The sequence below is a fragment of the Streptomyces sp. P9-2 genome (assembly GCF_051903975.1).
In the GTDB taxonomy this organism is placed as follows: Bacteria; Actinomycetota; Actinomycetes; order Streptomycetales; family Streptomycetaceae; genus Streptomyces; species Streptomyces cellulosae.
Genome location: NZ_CP192633.1, coordinates 6,397,384 through 6,412,841, shown reverse-complemented (window position 1 = coordinate 6,412,841; position 15,458 = coordinate 6,397,384). Strand labels below are relative to the sequence as shown.

14 protein-coding genes are annotated in these 15,458 nt (G+C 71.9%); 4 read left to right on the top strand and 10 right to left on the bottom strand.

The features are described from left to right. Window positions 1-59: 59 nt before the first annotated feature. From ACQY0Z_RS29020 to ACQY0Z_RS29010, 3 genes are read left to right on the top strand one after another with little or no spacing between them, the layout of a single operon-like run. Window positions 60-1,544, top strand: coding sequence for a cytochrome P450 (locus ACQY0Z_RS29020; protein ID WP_254587062.1), 1,485 nt, complete (start codon window positions 60-62; stop codon window positions 1,542-1,544). Between the two features lie 42 nt (window positions 1,545-1,586). Further along, the gene (gene proS, locus ACQY0Z_RS29015; protein WP_189900326.1) at window positions 1,587-2,999 is read left to right on the top strand and encodes a proline--tRNA ligase; all 1,413 of its coding nucleotides are present in this window, start codon (window positions 1,587-1,589) and stop codon (window positions 2,997-2,999) included. A gap of 30 nt (window positions 3,000-3,029) precedes the next feature. Continuing rightward, on the top strand, window positions 3,030-3,860 hold the full coding sequence (locus tag ACQY0Z_RS29010) for a phosphotransferase (RefSeq protein WP_189900328.1): 831 nt from the start codon (window positions 3,030-3,032) through the stop codon (window positions 3,858-3,860). Here the strand turns inward: ACQY0Z_RS29010 and ACQY0Z_RS29005 are convergent. From ACQY0Z_RS29005 to ACQY0Z_RS28960, 10 genes are all read right to left on the bottom strand, one after another. Then, window positions 3,829-4,611 (bottom strand): MBL fold metallo-hydrolase, encoded by a 783-nt coding sequence (locus ACQY0Z_RS29005; RefSeq protein ID WP_439813072.1) that lies wholly within the window; start codon window positions 4,609-4,611, stop codon window positions 3,829-3,831. The genes ACQY0Z_RS29010 and ACQY0Z_RS29005 overlap by 32 nt on opposite strands. Further along, window positions 4,604-5,512 (bottom strand): RNA polymerase sigma factor SigJ, encoded by a 909-nt coding sequence (sigJ, locus tag ACQY0Z_RS29000; protein WP_439813071.1) that lies wholly within the window; start codon window positions 5,510-5,512, stop codon window positions 4,604-4,606. Before sigJ ends, ACQY0Z_RS29005 begins: the two co-directional genes overlap by 8 nt. A 5-nt stretch (window positions 5,513-5,517) precedes the next feature. Beyond that, window positions 5,518-6,261, bottom strand: coding sequence for a PIG-L deacetylase family protein (locus tag ACQY0Z_RS28995; protein WP_347225197.1), 744 nt, complete (start codon window positions 6,259-6,261; stop codon window positions 5,518-5,520). Window positions 6,262-6,365: 104 nt separating this feature from the next. Continuing rightward, the gene (locus tag ACQY0Z_RS28990) at window positions 6,366-7,667 is read right to left on the bottom strand and encodes an alpha/beta fold hydrolase (RefSeq protein WP_439813070.1); all 1,302 of its coding nucleotides are present in this window, start codon (window positions 7,665-7,667) and stop codon (window positions 6,366-6,368) included. A 101-nt stretch (window positions 7,668-7,768) separates the two neighbouring features. Beyond that, on the bottom strand, window positions 7,769-8,788 hold the full coding sequence (locus ACQY0Z_RS28985) for a LacI family DNA-binding transcriptional regulator (RefSeq protein WP_189900338.1): 1,020 nt from the start codon (window positions 8,786-8,788) through the stop codon (window positions 7,769-7,771). A gap of 111 nt (window positions 8,789-8,899) precedes the next feature. After that, window positions 8,900-9,220 (bottom strand): L-rhamnose mutarotase, encoded by a 321-nt coding sequence (locus ACQY0Z_RS28980; RefSeq protein WP_439813069.1) that lies wholly within the window; start codon window positions 9,218-9,220, stop codon window positions 8,900-8,902. A gap of 33 nt (window positions 9,221-9,253) precedes the next feature. Then, entirely contained in the window at window positions 9,254-10,336 is a 1,083-nt protein-coding gene (rhaS, locus tag ACQY0Z_RS28975; RefSeq protein WP_439813068.1) for a rhamnose ABC transporter substrate-binding protein, read from the bottom strand. A gap of 27 nt (window positions 10,337-10,363) precedes the next feature. Then, a complete protein-coding gene (locus tag ACQY0Z_RS28970; RefSeq protein WP_439813067.1) occupies window positions 10,364-11,374 on the bottom strand; it encodes an ABC transporter permease in 1,011 nt (336 codons plus the stop codon). Then, entirely contained in the window at window positions 11,367-12,407 is a 1,041-nt protein-coding gene (locus ACQY0Z_RS28965) for an ABC transporter permease (protein WP_347225200.1), read from the bottom strand. Before ACQY0Z_RS28965 ends, ACQY0Z_RS28970 begins: the two co-directional genes overlap by 8 nt. A 91-nt stretch (window positions 12,408-12,498) precedes the next feature. Beyond that, the gene (locus ACQY0Z_RS28960) at window positions 12,499-14,013 is read right to left on the bottom strand and encodes a sugar ABC transporter ATP-binding protein (RefSeq protein WP_439813066.1); all 1,515 of its coding nucleotides are present in this window, start codon (window positions 14,011-14,013) and stop codon (window positions 12,499-12,501) included. A gap of 260 nt (window positions 14,014-14,273) precedes the next feature. On the opposite strand from ACQY0Z_RS28960, the gene rhaI reads away from it, so the two are divergent. Next, window positions 14,274-15,434 (top strand): L-rhamnose isomerase, encoded by a 1,161-nt coding sequence (gene rhaI / locus ACQY0Z_RS28955; RefSeq protein ID WP_189900349.1) that lies wholly within the window; start codon window positions 14,274-14,276, stop codon window positions 15,432-15,434. Window positions 15,435-15,458: the final 24 nt, after the last annotated feature.

Sequence of the window (15,458 nt, the reverse complement as noted above, 5' to 3'; positions counted from 1 at the left end):
TTATTGAACTCACGTGCAACACGTCGCCACTCGCTCGCCGGACCGAAGGAGACCGTGTCATGGCGGAGACGACGGCACGGGCCGCTGTGCCGAAGGGATTCCGCAGCGCGGAGCAGGGCTGGCCCGCACTGCACCGCATACCGCGTCCGCCGTACCGGCTGCCGCTGCTCGGCGACGTCGTCGGGGCGAGCAGACGCACGCCCGTGCAGGACTCACTGCGGCTCGGCCGCCAGTTGGGGCCGATCTTCCGGCGCCGGGCGTTCGGCAACGAGTTCGTGTTCACCTGGGGTTCCCGGCTGGTGGCCGACCTGGCCGACGAGTCGCGGTTCGCCAAGCACGTGGGTCTGGGCGTGGCCAATCTGCGCCCGCTCGCGGGCGACGGCCTGTTCACCGCGTACAACCACGAGCCCAACTGGCAGCTGGCGCACGACGTGCTGGCGCCCGGGTTCAGCCGGGAGGCGATGTCCGGCTACCACCCGATGATGCTGTCGGTGGCGGCGCGGCTGACCGAGCACTGGGACCGTGCGGCGGCGGACGGCCGGTGGGTGGACGTGCCCGGCGACATGACCAAGCTGACGCTGGAGACCATCGCGCGCACCGGCTTCGGGCACGACTTCGGCTCTTTCGAACGGTCCCGCCCGCACCCGTTCGTCACGTCGATGGTCGGCGCGCTCTCGCACGCGCAGCGGCTGAACAACGTGCCGCCGCCGCTGGCCCCGCTGCTGCTGCGCCGGGCGAACCGGCGCAACGCCGAGGACATCGCGCGCCTCGGCCACATCGTCGACGAGGTGGTCCGCCGCCGGCGTGCGGACGGACACGGGGACGGCGACCTGCTGGACCGGATGCTGGAGACGGCGCACCCGGTCACCGGGGAGCGGCTGTCACCGGAGAACGTGCGCCGCCAGGTCATCACCTTCCTGGTCGCCGGCCATGAGACCACCTCCGGGGCCCTGTCCTTCGCCCTGCACTACCTCTCCCTCCACCCGGAGGTGGCGGACCATGCCCGCGCCGAGGTGGACCGCGTCTGGGGCGACACGGACACGCCCGCCTACGACCAGGTCGCCCGCCTCCGCCACGTCCGCCGCGTCCTCGACGAGTCGCTGCGGCTGTGGCCGACGGCGCCGGCGTACTCGCGTGAGGCGACGCGGGACACGGTGCTGGCGGACGAGCATCCGATGCGGCGCGGCGCGTGGACGCTGGTGCTCATCCCGATGCTGCACCGGGACCCCGAGGTGTGGGGCGCGGACGCCGACCGCTTCGACCCGGACCGCTTCGAACCGTCGGCGGTACGCTCCCGCCCGCCCCACACCTACAAGCCCTTCGGCACGGGCGCCCGCGCCTGCATCGGCCGCCAGTTCGCCCTCCACGAGGCGACGCTGATCCTCGGCCTGCTCCTCCGCCGCTACGACCTCCACCCGGACCCGTCGTACCGCCTCCGCGTGACGGAACGGCTGACGCTGATGCCGGAGGGACTGCGGCTGCGGGCGGTGCGGCGGACTGCCGGCAGGGCGGGGATCCCGGCGCAGCGGACGTACGGGAGTTAATCGGGTCGCGCCTCGGTGGGGCCGCGTCCTACTCTGCGCGCCATGGCGAAAGCACCCGTTCTCACACCCCGGGCGGACGACTTCCCCCGCTGGTACCAGGACCTGGTCGGCAAGGCCGAACTGGCCGACAACGGGCCGGTGCGCGGCACCATGGTCGTCCGGCCGTACGGGTACGGCCTGTGGGAGCGGACGCAGCAGGAGGTGGACGCCCGGATCAAGGCGGCCGGCGCGCAGAACGCGTACTTTCCGCTCTTCATCCCGCAGTCGTACCTGACGAAGGAGGCCGAGCACGTCGAGGGCTTCGCGCCCGAACTGGCCGTGGTCACCCATGGCGGGGGCAAGGAACTGGAGGAGCCCGTCGTCGTCCGCCCCACGTCCGAGACGATCGTCAACGACTACTTCTCCAAGTGGGTGCGGAGCTACCGCGACCTCCCGCTGCTGATCAACCAGTGGGCGAACGTGGTCCGCTGGGAGCTGAGGCCGCGGGTGTTCCTCCGTACGACGGAATTCCTGTGGCAGGAAGGCCACACGGCACACGCCACCTACGAGGACGCCCGCGACTACGCGGCACGCATCCACCAGGAGGTGTACGCCGACTTCCTGGAGAACGTCCTCGCCATGGATGTCGTGCCGGGGCGGAAGACGGTCAGGGAGCGGTTCGCCGGCGCGGTCAACACGCTCACCCTGGAAGGCATGATGGGCGACGGCAAGGCCCTCCAGCTGGCCACGAGCCACGAACTGGGCCAGAACTTCGCCAAGGCCTTCGGGACGCGCTACCTGTCGAAGGACGGCCGTGAGGAGTACGTCTGGCAGACCTCGTGGGGTTCCACGACCCGGATGGTCGGCGCGCTGGTGATGACGCACGGCGACGACGACGGCCTTCGCGTCCCGCCGCGTCTGGCCCCGGTCCAGGTGGTCGTCGTGGCCGTCAAGGGCGACGACGCGGTCCTGGACACGGTCCGCGGGATCGGTGACCGGTTGAGGGCGGCCGGCATCCGCGTGCACGTCGACGACCGCACCGACACGCCGTTCGGCCGCCGCGTGGTCGACTGGGAGCTCAAGGGGGTGCCCGTACGCGTCGAGGTCGGGCCCCGTGACGTGGACAACGGGACGGCCGTGCTGGTCCGCCGCGTACGGGGAAGCAAGGAGCCGACGCCGGTCGGGGCCCTGTCCGAGATCCTGCCCACGGTGCTGGAGGAAGACCAGGCGCTGCTGCTGGCGCAGTCCCGTGAGCGTCGCCGCGACCGCACCGTCGAGGTGACCACGGTCGAGGAGGCCGCGGAGGCGGCGCGCACCGGCTGGGCGCGCATCGCCTGGGACACCCTGGGCGTGGAGGGTGAGGCCAGACTCGCCGAACAGGGCGTCACCGTGCGGTGTCTGGTCGCCGCGGACGGTTCCGTTCCCGCCAGCGACGACCAGCCCGGCACCGTCGCCGTCGTGGCACGCGCCTACTGACCCGGGAGTGCCTGGGAGAAGGGGAACGGTATGGAGCCGTCAGAACTGCGTCGCGCGGTCGAGGCGGGGCGGGCGACCGCTTCGGGGCTGGGCCTTCGGGTCGACGACGCGACCGTCGTCCACAACTCGGACCGCGTCGCCCTGCGCCTGGTCCCGTGCGACGTGCTGGCCCGGGTCGCGCCTTCGGGACTTCTGGCCGACTCCGAGTTCGAGGTGGAAGTCGCCCGCCGTCTCGCCGACGCCGGCGCGCCGGTGGCTGAGCTGGATCCCCGGGCCGAGCCACGGGTCCATGTGCGTGACGGCTTCGCCGTCTCGCTCTGGACCTACTACGAACCCATGGGACCGGAGATCGCGCCGGCCGACTACGCGGACGTGCTGCTGCGACACCATGCCGCCCTGCGGCAGATCGATCTGGACGCACCTCATTTCACCGACCGGGTCGCCGTGGCCCTGCGAGAAGTGAGCGACCGGGAGCGGTCTCCCGAGCTGCCGGATGCCGACCGGGCGCTCCTCAGCGACACGCTCGGCGGGGTGAGCGCCTCGATCAGCAGCGACACGGCCGGCCACCAGCTGCTGCACGGCGAGCCTCACCCGGGCAACCTCTTGAACACCAGGAGGGGGCCGCTTTTCGTGGACCTCGCCACCTGCTGCCGTGGACCGGTCGAGTTCGACCTCGCCCATACGCCCGACGACGTGGCACAGCACTATGCGGAGGCCGACCCCGACCTGATCCGCCGGTGCCGCGCCCTGACCTGGGCGATGTTCTCCGCCTGGCGCTGGCGCCAGGACGACCGGATGCCCGACCGGGAACACTGGAGGGTGGCGGGCCTCAACAAGGTTCGCGCCGCACTGAGTACGTGACCCCCGGTGCCGCGTGCTCGATCGGCCCGTCGTACCGGGCCGCCACGCGGGCGACCGCCTGCTGGGGTGTCAGGAAGCGGCCGACGTGGGTGACGATCAGGCGGCGTGCTCCGGCCGCGCGGGCCGTGTCGCCCGCGTCCTCGGGGGTGTGGTGCACCTGTTCGCCCTCGGACGGTGGCCGGTCGCTCTCCGCCTCGCACAGCAGCGCGTCGCACCCCTGGGCCAGTTCCGTGAGGCTCGGGCACGGGGCCGTGTCACCGGAGTAGACGAGGGACGCGCCCGCCGTCTCGATGCGTACGGCGAAGGCCGGGATGCCGTGCGACACCGCCCTGCTGGTCAGCCGGAGCGGGCCGACCGTCGCCTGGTGGCCGTCGTACAGCTCGGTGACCTCGAAGGCGGATTCGACCGGGCTGCGGGACGGGGTGTTGGTGAGGAAGTGGGCCAGGCGGTCGGCGGTGCCGGGCGGGCCGTGGAGCGGGATCGGCGAGGCGAGGTCGATGTCCGCGAACAGGGCGCCGTAGTACGCCGTGAGCAGGTCCGCGCTGTGGTCGGCGTGGAGATGGGATATCCAGATCGCGTCGAGCTGGTCCAGCCTCACGTACCGCTGGAGCGGGCCGAGCGTCCCGCTGCCCGCGTCCATCCAGACATGGGTGTCCCCGCTCGACACCAGATAGCCCGAACACGGGTTGTCCGCCGTCGGGTAGGGCGTCGCGCAGCCCAGGACCGTGAGGTCGAGGCGTCCGTCAGACATGCGAGGTGTCCTCCTCGTCCGGAAGGGTCAGACCCCGCAGCCGCTCCGGGTCCGCCAGGATGTACAGGGCCGTGATGCGGCCCTCGTGGACCGTGGCCGCGAGGACCGAGCCGACGCGGCCGTCGGCCACGCCGACCAGGCCAGGGACGCCGTTGACCAGGACCATGCGGGCGGCCGCGTTGGAGCGGGAGAACAGCATGGCCGACTCGGCGACCCGCCGGGCGCCCTGGAGACGCTTGGAGCCGGCCGCGCCCTGAACGAGCGCGCCCGCGTCCGCGCGCAGCACCACGTCCGGGTGGAGTACGGCGAGCAGTGCCTCGAAGTCGCCGGTGCGCGCGGCGGCGCGGAACGCGTCGAGGGCTTCACGCTGCCGGGTCGCGTCCGCGTCGGACGGCGGCGCGGTGTCGCGGACCCGGCGGCGGGCCCGGCTGGCGAGCTGCCGGGTCGCGGCAGGGGTGCGCTCCAGCACCGGGGCGATGTCGTCGAAGGGCACGGCGAACAGGTCGTGCAGCACGAACGCCAGCCGCTCGTCGGGGGCGAGGGTCTCCATGACGACCAGCAGGGCGATGCCGACCGAGTCGGCCTCCAGCGCCTCCTGCTCCGGGTCGGCGCCGGACAGCGGCCGGATCACCGGGTCCGGGACGAACGTGTCGTCCATCGGCTGCTCCCGGCGCGCCGTGCGCGAGCGCAGCAGGTCCAGGCAGATGCGGCCGGTCACCGTGGTCAGCCAGCCGCCCAGGTTGTCGATCTCACCTGGCTCCACGCGGCCCAGACGCAGCCACGCCTCCTGCACGGCGTCCTCCGCCTCGGCGAGCGAGCCGAGCATGCGGTAGGCGACCGCCTTGAGGTGGCCGCGGTGCTCCTCGAAGCTCCGCGCGAGCAGTTCCGTGTCCTCCCCCACCACGCTCACCTCGGGAACAGCTCGAAGGCGACCGCCGGAACGCCGGCGAACCGCTTGCCCGTCTCCTCGGCGAAACCGGTCAGCAGCGTGCGCGCGTACGTCTCCGGGTCCTCGTCGGTGAGCGCCTCGATGTAGGTGCGGTGCTCCAGCAGGGAGCGCACCGCCCGCTCCAGTCCGGCGGTCGCGTCCACCGCGTGGGTGGGCGAGCTCGAACCGGCGACCGCCACCCAGCGCACGCCGTCCCAGGGCTCCAGCCCCTGCTCGGTCAGCTCCGGGAAGATCCACCGGTTGCCCGCGTCGCCGGCCGCGTCGAGCACGGCGCGGCCGACGGCCACGTGGTCCGGGGTGTTCCAGGCGGTGCCGCCCCAGGTGTCCCGGTGGTTCAGGGTGATCACCAGCTCGGGCCGGTGGCGCCGGATCTCCGCCGCGATGTCCCGGCGCAGGGCGGGGCCGTACTCGATCACGCCGTCCCTGTGGTCCAGGAAGGCGACGTCGGACACCCCCACCACGGCCGCGCTCGCCCGCTGTTCGAGCTCCCGGAGCGGCGCGCACCTGGCCGGCTCCAGGGTGTCGATGCCCGCCTCGCCGCGGGTCGCCAGCACGTAGGAGACCTCTCGGCCCGCGTCGGTCCAGGCCGCGACGGCCGCCGCACAGCCGTACTCCAGGTCGTCCGGGTGGGCCACCACGGCCAGAGCGCGCCGCCAGTCGTCGGGCATGGGCTGGAGTTGACTGATCGTCGGCTCGGTCATGTTCCGCAGATTAGCCCCCGCCACCGACAGTGCACGGGGGCGCGCGGCTGCCCCCTTGGCCCCCTAGGGCCGCTAGGCACCCTGGAGGTCCGACGTCCTCGCGGTCAGGCGTCGCCGCGCGCCAGGGCGAGCAGGCGGTCCAGGACGCGGGGGCCGCCGGTGCGGACGCCGTCGTGCTCGAACTCGTCCGTCACCCAGGTGCGCAGGCCGCGGACCGTCCGGGCGGTGGCCAGGGAGTGCGCGGTGTCGACGTACATGTCGTCGTGGTAGACGGCCGCGGCGACCGGCACCTCGTTGGCGGCCAGGCGCGCCGGGTCGTACAGCGGGGTCCAGTCGGTGCGGGCCGCGAGGAGTTCCGCGGTCTCGCGCAGCGGCCGCAGCGCGGGGTCGCAGTCGAACATCCAGGGGTGAATCGTTTCCCCGGTGAACAGCACGGGCTGGTCGCCGGCGAGTGCCTTGGCCGCGTCGAACCGCGGGAACTCGGCGCGTACCCGTTCGGCGGACCAGGCGGTGGGGCGGGCGTCCTGGGCGTAGATGGCCTCGTGGATCAGCGCGTGGAGCGGATGTCCGGCGAAGGACAGCAGGCCCTGGACCTCCTCCTGGAAGGCGTCGGAGAGCCGCGGGCCGGACGGGGTGGGGACGAAGGCGTCCTCGAGGAGGAAGTGCAGGCGGTGGCTGCCGTCGCCGCCGCCCAGCATCATGCCGAGGGACTGGAACGCCTCGACGGTGAACCGGTAGCCGTTCGGCAGGACCACGTCGTGGGTGAGGAGGTGGTCGGCGATGCGGCGGGCGCGCTCGACGTCCTGCGGGTACCGGGCGTAGTGGGCGGCGACCTTGCGCTCGATGCGTGGGTAGGCGGCCCGGTAGACGTCGTCGGCGTGCGCGTCGAGGGAGGGCAGGCCGCCGGTGATCAGGGCGGTGTCCAGTCCCTCGGGGGCCATGGACAGGTAGGTGACGGTGCAGAAACCGCCGAAGCTCTGGCCGAGCACGGTCCAGCGGGCGCCGCCGGTGACCTGCGGGCGGATGGCCTCGCAGTCGCGGACGATCGCGTCGGAGCGGAAGCGGGTGAGATAGCCGGCCTGCTCGGCGGGGCCGCCGCGCAGCGGGAGCGTCTGCCGGTTGGCGGGGGTGGAGGCGCCGGTGCCGCGCTGGTCGAGGAGGAGGACCCGGTGGTCCTCCAGGGCGCGCCCCAGCCAGGCCTGCTTCCCGATGAAACGGTTCGCCCCGAAGCCCGGGCCGCCCTGGAGGTACAGCAGCCAGGGCAGGTCCCGGTCCGCCTTGTCCCGGGCGACGACCTCGCGCGCGTACAGCTCGATCGTCTCCCCGGAGGGGTCGTCGTGATCGAGGGGCACGGTGAACCGGCGGTCGGTGAGGACCACTCCGGGCTGGCGGTAGGTGTCGGTCAACGGTACTCCCGGGACGAACGGATTGTCGGGCCGCGACCCAGTTCAGCACATGTTCCTGCGGCCAACGACCCCGGGATCATGAAAAAGTTCCTGCATTGCGGTCAGCGCGCCGACAGGCTGGAGCGCCGTACGACCAGTTCGGGGGCGAGCACCACGCGGCGGTGCTCGTGGGGGGCGCCGGTGTCCTCGGTCTCCTCGAGCAGCAGCTCGGCGGCCAGCGCGCCCATGGTGACGGCGGGCTGGCGTACGGAGGTGAGGGGCACGGCCGCGGCGGCGGCGAACTCGATGTCGTCGTAGCCGACGATGGCGAGGTCGTCGGGGACGCCGACGCCGGCCGCGTACATCGCCTGGAGCACGCCGAGGGCGAGCAGGTCGTTGGCGCAGAACACGGCGGTGGGACGGCGGGCCAGGCCGAGGAGGCGGGCGCCGGCGTCGCGTCCGGCGGCGACGTCGAGCCGCTCGGTGGGCAGTTCGTGCAGGCTGTCGGGGCCGAGCCCGGCCTCGGCGAGGGCGTTGAGCGCGCCGGTGCGGCGGTCGCGGACCTGGTTGAGTCCGGGAGGGCCGCTGACGTACGCGAGGGAGCGGTGCCCGGCGTCGACCAGGTGCCGTACGGCGAGGGCGCCGCCGGCCACGTCGTCGACGGAGACGGAGCACTCGGTGGTGCCCTCGGCGACCCGGTCGACCAGCACGAAGGGGATGCCGTGCCGGCGGAACGCCTCGATGTTGCGGCCGGTGGCGTCGGCGGGGGTGAGCAGCACGCCCCGTACCCGCTGCTCGGCGAAGAGCGACAGGTACTCCGCCTCCTCGCCGGGGCTCTGGGCGCTGTTGCAGACCATGACGCCGAGGCCGGCCTTGCGTGCGGCCCGCTCGGCGCCGCGCGCCACGTCGACGAAGAAGGGGTTGCCCATGTCGAGGACGAGCAGGCCCATGATGCGGCTGCGTCCGGCGCGCAGCTGGCGGGCGGACTCGCTGCGGACGTAGCCGAGCCGGTCGATGGCGGACAGCACCCGGGCGCGGGTCTCGGCGGCGACCGTGTCCGGACGGTTGATCACGTTGGAGACGGTGCCGACGGAGACTCCGGCGACGCGGGCGACGTCCTTGATACCCACCGACTGGGCCATCGGGCAGGGACCTCCAGGGATACGGGGAGACAGGGGGCGGCGCGGGCGGGCCCTCACACTACCCGCACGTCCGCCCCTTTTCGGTCACGGGCCGGGCGGGGCCCATGGCCGTCAGTCGAGGTGGAAGACCTCGGTGAGCGGGGTCATCGCCTCGTCGGGCCGGGAGCCGTCGAGGGACTCGAAGAAGGGCGCCATCTCGGCCTGCCAGCGGGCGTTGACCTCGGTGGCCTCCATGCCGGCCTTCGCGGCCTCGAAGTCGTCGGTCTCCAGGTATCCGACGAGCAGGCCGTCGTCGCGCAGGAAGAGGGAGTAGTTGTGCCAGCCGGTGGCCGAGAGCGCCTCGCGCATCTCGGGCCACACGGCGGCATGGCGTGCGCGGTACTCGTCGATGCGGTCCTGGCGGACCTTGAACAGGAAGCAGACGCGTCGCACGGAGTACCGCCTTTCCGGAGAGCAGCCCGGGGGTCAGAAGTCGAACTGGTCGATGTTCTCGGCGTTGAAGACGGTGGGCTTGCCCAGATTGATCACGCCGTCCTCGCCGATCGTGTACTCGCCCATCGCGCCGGCCGTGAAGGTCTCGCCCTCCTGTCCGGTGATCTGGCCGGAGGCGAGCGCGATCGCGGTACGGGCGGCCAGTTCGCCGAGCTTCGACGGGTCCCAGAGCTCGAACGCCTCGACGGTGCCGTTCTTGACGTACTTGCGCATGTCGTTGGGGGTGCCGAGGCCGGTCAGCTTGACCTTGCCCTTGTACTTGGAGCCGGACAGGTACTGGGCGGCGGCCTTGATGCCGACGGTGGTCGGGGAGATGATCCCCTTCAGGTTCGGGTACTCCTGGAGCAGTCCCTGGGTCTGCTGGAAGGACTGCTGGGCGTCGTCGTTGCCGTAGGCGACCTTGACCAGCTTCATGTCCTTGTACTGGGGGTCCTGGAGCTCGTCCTTCATGAACTCGATCCAGGTGTTCTGGTTGGTCGCGGTCTGCGCGGCGGACAGGATCGCGATCTCGCCCTTGTAGCCGATCTGTTCGGCCAGCAGCTGCACCTCCGTGCGGCCGAGGTCCTCCGCGGACGCCTGGGAGACGAAGGCGTTGCGGCAGTCGGGCTTGGTGTCGGAGTCGTAGGTGACGACCTTGATGTCGTTGCGCATGGCCTGCTTGAGCGCGGTGCACAGGGCGCCAGGGTCCTGCGCGGAGACGGCCATGGCGTCGACCTGCTGCTGGGTGAGCGTGTTGACGTAGGAGACCTGACCCGCGGTGTCGGTGGCGCTGGTGGGGCCGACCTCCTTGAAGCTGGAGCCGAGCTCCTTCACGGCCTTCTCGCCGCCCTTGTCGGCGGAGGTGAAGTACGGGTTGTTGACCTGCTTGGGCAGGAAGCCGACGGTGAGGCCCTTCTTGGTGGCGGCGTCCGGGTCGGCCTTGCCGGCGGAGGCGGCGGCGCCGCCCTCGTTCTTGACGTCCTCCTTGGTGGTGCCGCCGCACGCGGTTGCGGCGAGGGCGAGGGAGGTGACGGCGGCGAGGGCCGCACAGGTACGGCGGAGGGATGCGGTGCGCATGGCGGGTTCCTTAAGGGCGAGGAGAGGTCAGGAGGTCGGTGCGGGCGTCTTGGGGTCCGGGGCTGTGGCCGCCCTCCGTCCGGCGCGGGCGACGGCGATCTGCCGGGCGACGCGCGGGCCGAGGACGGACAGCACGAGCAGCACGCCGGTGACGACGATCTGGGACTGGGCGGAGACGTCCTGGAGGCTCATCACGTTCTGCAGGGCGCCCAGCAGGAACACGCCGGCGATCGCGCCGCCGAGGGTGCCCTTGCCGCCGTCGAAGTCGATGCCGCCGAGCAGCACGGCGGCCACGACGGACAGTTCGAGGCCGGTGGCGTTGTCGTAGCGGGCGCTGGCGTAGTGCAGCGCCCAGAAGACGCCGGTGAGCGCGGACATCAGGCCGGTCACCGTGAACAGGACCAGCTTCTGCCGCTTGACGCGGATGCCGGCGAACCGTGCGGCCTCCTCGCCGGCCCCGATCGCGAACAGCGACCGTCCGAACGGGGTGGCGTGCAGGGCGACGACGGCGATCGCGAGCAGCGCCAGGAAGGGCAGGAAGGCGTACGGGAGGAAGGTGTCGCCGATGCGTCCCGCGGCGAAGTCCAGGTAGGCGGAGGGGAAGTCGGTGACCGCGTCGGAACCGAGCACGATCTGTGCGATGCCCCGGTAGGCGGCGAGGGTGCCGATGGTGACGGCGAGCGAGGGCAGCCCGAGGCGGGTCACCAGCAGGCCGTTGACCAGGCCGCAGACCACGCCGAGGAGCAGGCAGAGCGGGATGATCGTCTCGATGGCCATGCCCTGGTTCCACAGGGCGCCCATCACCGCGCCGGACAGGCCCGCGGTGGACGCCACGGACAGGTCGATCTCGCCGGACACCACGAGCAGCGTCATGGGCAGCGCGATCAGCGCGATCGGCAGGGTGTTGCCGATGAGGAACGACAGGTTGAGGGCGTTGCCGAAGCCGTCGACGGTGGTGAACGACAGCAGCAGGACGACCACGAGCAGGGCGCCGACGACCGTGTCCCAGCGAACGGCGCGCGTGAGGGAGTCAGGCATGGCGGGCGTTCCTCTTCTTCAGGGCGGTGGCCACGCGCAGCGCGACGATCCGGTCGACCGCGATGGCGAGGACGAGCAGGATGCCGTTGACGGCGAGCACCCACACGGAGCTGACGCCGAGCGCGGGCAGCACGCTGTTGATGGAGGTCAGCAGCAGCGCGCCGAGGGCGGCGCCGTAGACGCTGCCGGAGCCGCCGGTGAAGACGACGCCGCCGACCACGACCGCGCTGACGACGGTGAGTTCGTAGCCGCTGCCGGTGCCGGAGTCGACGTTCCCGAACCGGGCGAGGTACATCGCCCCGGCCAGTCCGGCGAGGGCGCCGCAGAAGGTGTACGCGGCGAGGATGCGCTTGCGCACGGGGATGCCGGCGAGCCGGGCCGCCTCCGGGTTGGAGCCGAGCGCGTACAGCTCGCGCCCGCCGCCGAAGTGCCGCAGGTAGTACGCCGTCGCCACCAGCACCGCGAGCGCGATCAGCGCCAGGTAGGGCACGGCGGAGAGGCCGCCGGAGCCGAAGTCGACGAACCCGCCGGGGAGATCGGCGGCGGTGATCTGGCGGGAGCCGACCCAGACGGAGTCGACGCCGCGGATGATGTACAGCGTGCCGAGGGTGACGACGAGCGCGGGCACCTGGCCGAGGGACACGAGCAGGCCGTTGAGCAGGCCGAAGCCGATGCCGAGCAGCACGGCGAGGGCGACGGCGACGACCGGGTTCCCGCCGCCCTGGAGACAGGTGCCGGCGGCGAAGGCGCTGATGCCGAGGGTGGAGCCGACGGACAGGTCGACGTTGCGGGTGATGACGACCAGGGCCTGGCCGGTGGCGACCAGCACCAGGATGGTCGCGTTCAGCAGGAGGTCCTTGACGCCCTGCTCGGACAGGAACGCGCTGTTGCCGGCCTGGGTGACGGCGATCATCACCAGGAACACGGCGAGGATGGCGAGTTCGCGCATCTTGAAGACGCGGTCCACCAGCCGGGTGGCGCCGGCCTTCGGCACCTCGGCGACGGGGGCTTCGTCGGGGGCGGTGACCGTCATGCCGTGCCCCTTCCGTTCGCTGCTCCGCCCGTGCGGCGCACAGGCGCGGGCGTGGTGTTCGTCTGCGGGGCGGCGGCCGCACGCGTCTCGGTCACGCGACCCTCCCGGTGGCTGCGGCCATCACGGTTTCCTCGGTGGCGTCGGTGCGGGGGATCTCGGCGGTGAGCCGGCCCTCGTGCATCACCAGCACGCGGTCGGCCATGCCGAGGATCTCGGGCAGGTCGGAGGAGATCATCAGGACGGCCACGCCGTCGGCGGCGAGCTGCGACAGCAGCCGGTGCACCTCGGCCTTGGTGCCGACGTCGATGCCGCGCGTGGGCTCGTCGACGATCAGCACCTTCGGCCCGGTGGCGAGCCACTTGGCGAGGACGACCTTCTGCTGGTTGCCGCCGGACAGGGTGTTCACCGTGTCGGCGATCCGGGCGTACTTGACGCGGAGCTTCACGGCCCAGTCGAGGGAGCGGCTGCGTTCGGCGCCGCGGTCCATCAGGCCGGCCATCACGGTGGTGCCGAGGCCGGTGAGGCCGATGTTGCGCTCGATGGACATGTCCATCACCAGGCCCTGGGCGCGTCGGTCCTCGGGGACCAGGGCGAGCCCGGCGGCCATCGCGGTGGACGGGGCGCCGTTGGTGAGCTTCCGCCCGTCGACCTCCACCTCACCGGCGTCCCAGCGGTCGACGCCGAACACCGCGCGGGCCACTTCGGTGCGTCCGGCGCCGACCAGTCCGGCGAGTCCGACGATCTCGCCGCGCCGCACGTCGAAGGAGACATCGGTGAAGACGCCCTCGCGGGTGAGGCGGCGCACGCTCAGGGCGACCTCGCCGGGCGTCACGTCCTGCTTGGGGTAGAGCTCGGCCAGGTCGCGGCCGACCATGCGGCGGACCAGGTCGTCCTCGGTCATGCCGTCGAGCGGCTCGCTGGCGATCCAGGCGCCGTCGCGGAGGGTGGTGACCCTGCGGCAGATCTCGAAGATCTCCTCCAGGCGGTGCGAGATGAACAGGACGGCCGCGCCCTGGTCGCGCAGTGCGCGGACGACGCCGAAGAGGCGGGCGACCTCGCTGTTGGTGAGGGCGGCGGTGGGTTCGTCCATGATCAGGACGCGGGCGTCGAAGGAGAGCGCCTTGGCGATCTCGACGATCTGCTGGTCGGCGATGGACAGTCCGCGGGCGGGCCGGTCCGGGTCCAGTTCGACGCCTAGCCGCCGCATCAGGGCGGCGGTGGCGTCGTGCGTCGCCTTGTGGTCGATGCGGCGCAGGGCGCGGCGCGGCCGGCGGCCCATGAAGATGTTCTCGGCGATCGACAGGTCGGGGAAGAGCGTCGGCTCCTGGTAGATCACGGCGATGCCGGCGTCGCGGGCGTCGCCGGGTCCGTGGAAGACGACGGGCTCGCCGTCGAGCAGCACCTGGCCGGCGTCCGGCCGGTGCACTCCGGCGAGCGTCTTGATGAGCGTGGACTTGCCGGCTCCGTTCTCTCCGGCCAGGGCGTGCACCTCCCCGGAGAACAGCTCCAGGGAGACGTCCCGCAGCGCGCGGACCGCGCCGAAGGACTTCGAGATGCCCTTGAGCGCGAGGACCGGGGCCGGACCCGTGTCGGACGGGTGGGTCATGAGGGCTCCTCGACGACGTCGGCGGGTCGGCCCTGACGACGTCGTGAAAGGTTTCAACTGGGTTGCCGGGACGTTAGGCGCGTCCCGCAGGTCACGTCAATGGGTCACGGTCGAAAAACTTTCGACAGGTTCGGGTCACGCGCAGGTCACGGGAGGCGGGAGCGGCCGGAGGGGTTGACACCCCTTCGGGAGACCCCTAGCTTCGTGTCCTGAATCGTTTCACTCTGGTCGTGACGACCCGATGGCACAGGAGCCCTGACGTGACCGAGCGCGCCGCGGTGAAAGCCGCCCTCAAGACCCAGGCAGTCGAGACGCCGTCGTGGGCGTACGGCAACTCGGGCACCCGGTTCAAGGTGTTCGCGCAGCAGGGCGTCCCGCGTGATCCGCGGGAGAAGCTGGACGACGCGGCCAAGGTGCACGAGTTCACGGGCGTGGCGCCGACGGTGGCGCTGCACATCCCCTGGGACAGGGTCGACGACTACGCGGCGCTGGCCCGGCACGCCGAAGAACGCGGGCTGCGGCTCGGCGCGATCAACTCCAACACCTTCCAGGACGACGACTACCGGCTCGGCTCCGTCTGCCACCCGGACGCGGCCGTGCGCCGGAAGGCCGTGGACCATCTGCTGGAGTGCGTCGACATCATGGACGCGACCGGGTCCAAGGACCTCAAGCTGTGGTTCGCGGACGGGACCAACTACCCGGGGCAGGACGACATCCGGGCCCGGCAGGACCGGCTGGCGGAGGCGCTCGCCGAGGTGTACGAGCGGCTCGGCGACGACCAGCGGATGCTGCTGGAGTACAAGCTGTTCGAGCCGGCGTTCTACACGACGGACGTCCCCGACTGGGGGACGGCGTACGCGCACTGCCTGAAGCTGGGGCCGAAGGCGCAGGTGGTGGTGGACACGGGGCACCACGCGCCGGGCACGAACATCGAGTTCATCGTGGCGACGCTGCTGCGGGAGGGGAAGCTCGGGGGGTTCGACTTCAACTCGCGGTTCTACGCGGACGACGACCTGATGGTCGGCGCGGCCGACCCGTTCCAGCTGTTCCGGATCATGTACGAGGTGGTGCGCGGGGGCGGGCTGTCGGGGGACGTGGCGTTCATGCTGGATCAGTGCCACAACGTGGAATCGAAGATTCCGGCGATTGTGCGGTCCGTGATGAACGTGCAGGAGGCCACCGCCAAGGCGTTGTCGGTCGACCGGGACGCGTTGGCGGCGGCACAGCGGGAGGGGGATGTGCTGGGGGCGAACGCCGTGTTGATGGACGCGTTCAACACGGACGTGCGTCCGCTGCTTCGGGAGGTTCGGGAGGAGATGGGGTTGGATCCCGATCCGATGGGGGCGTATGCGCGGTCGGGGTGGGCGGAGAAGATCGTTGCCGAGCGGGTGGGGGGTCGGCAGGCGGGGTGGGGGGCGTGACGTTCTGATTCGTCGCCGGGTGCG

Excerpts from the sequence above, each read along its gene's own strand:
- ACQY0Z_RS29020 (WP_254587062.1), top strand. The coding sequence starts at position 60 with ATGGCGGAGACGACGGCACGGGCCGCTGTGCCGAAGGGATTCCGCAGC.
- ACQY0Z_RS28960 (WP_439813066.1), bottom strand. The coding sequence starts at position 14,013 with ATGACCCACCCGTCCGACACGGGTCCGGCCCCGGTCCTCGCGCTCAAG.
- ACQY0Z_RS28995 (WP_347225197.1), bottom strand. The coding sequence starts at position 6,261 with ATGACCGAGCCGACGATCAGTCAACTCCAGCCCATGCCCGACGACTGG.
- rhaS (WP_439813068.1), bottom strand. The coding sequence starts at position 10,336 with ATGCGCACCGCATCCCTCCGCCGTACCTGTGCGGCCCTCGCCGCCGTC.
- ACQY0Z_RS28985 (WP_189900338.1), bottom strand. The coding sequence starts at position 8,788 with ATGGCCCAGTCGGTGGGTATCAAGGACGTCGCCCGCGTCGCCGGAGTC.
- ACQY0Z_RS29005 (WP_439813072.1), bottom strand. The coding sequence starts at position 4,611 with ATGTCTGACGGACGCCTCGACCTCACGGTCCTGGGCTGCGCGACGCCC.
- ACQY0Z_RS28970 (WP_439813067.1), bottom strand. The coding sequence starts at position 11,374 with ATGCCTGACTCCCTCACGCGCGCCGTTCGCTGGGACACGGTCGTCGGC.
- ACQY0Z_RS28965 (WP_347225200.1), bottom strand. The coding sequence starts at position 12,407 with ATGACGGTCACCGCCCCCGACGAAGCCCCCGTCGCCGAGGTGCCGAAG.
- proS (WP_189900326.1), top strand. The coding sequence starts at position 1,587 with ATGGCGAAAGCACCCGTTCTCACACCCCGGGCGGACGACTTCCCCCGC.
- ACQY0Z_RS29010 (WP_189900328.1), top strand. The coding sequence starts at position 3,030 with ATGGAGCCGTCAGAACTGCGTCGCGCGGTCGAGGCGGGGCGGGCGACC.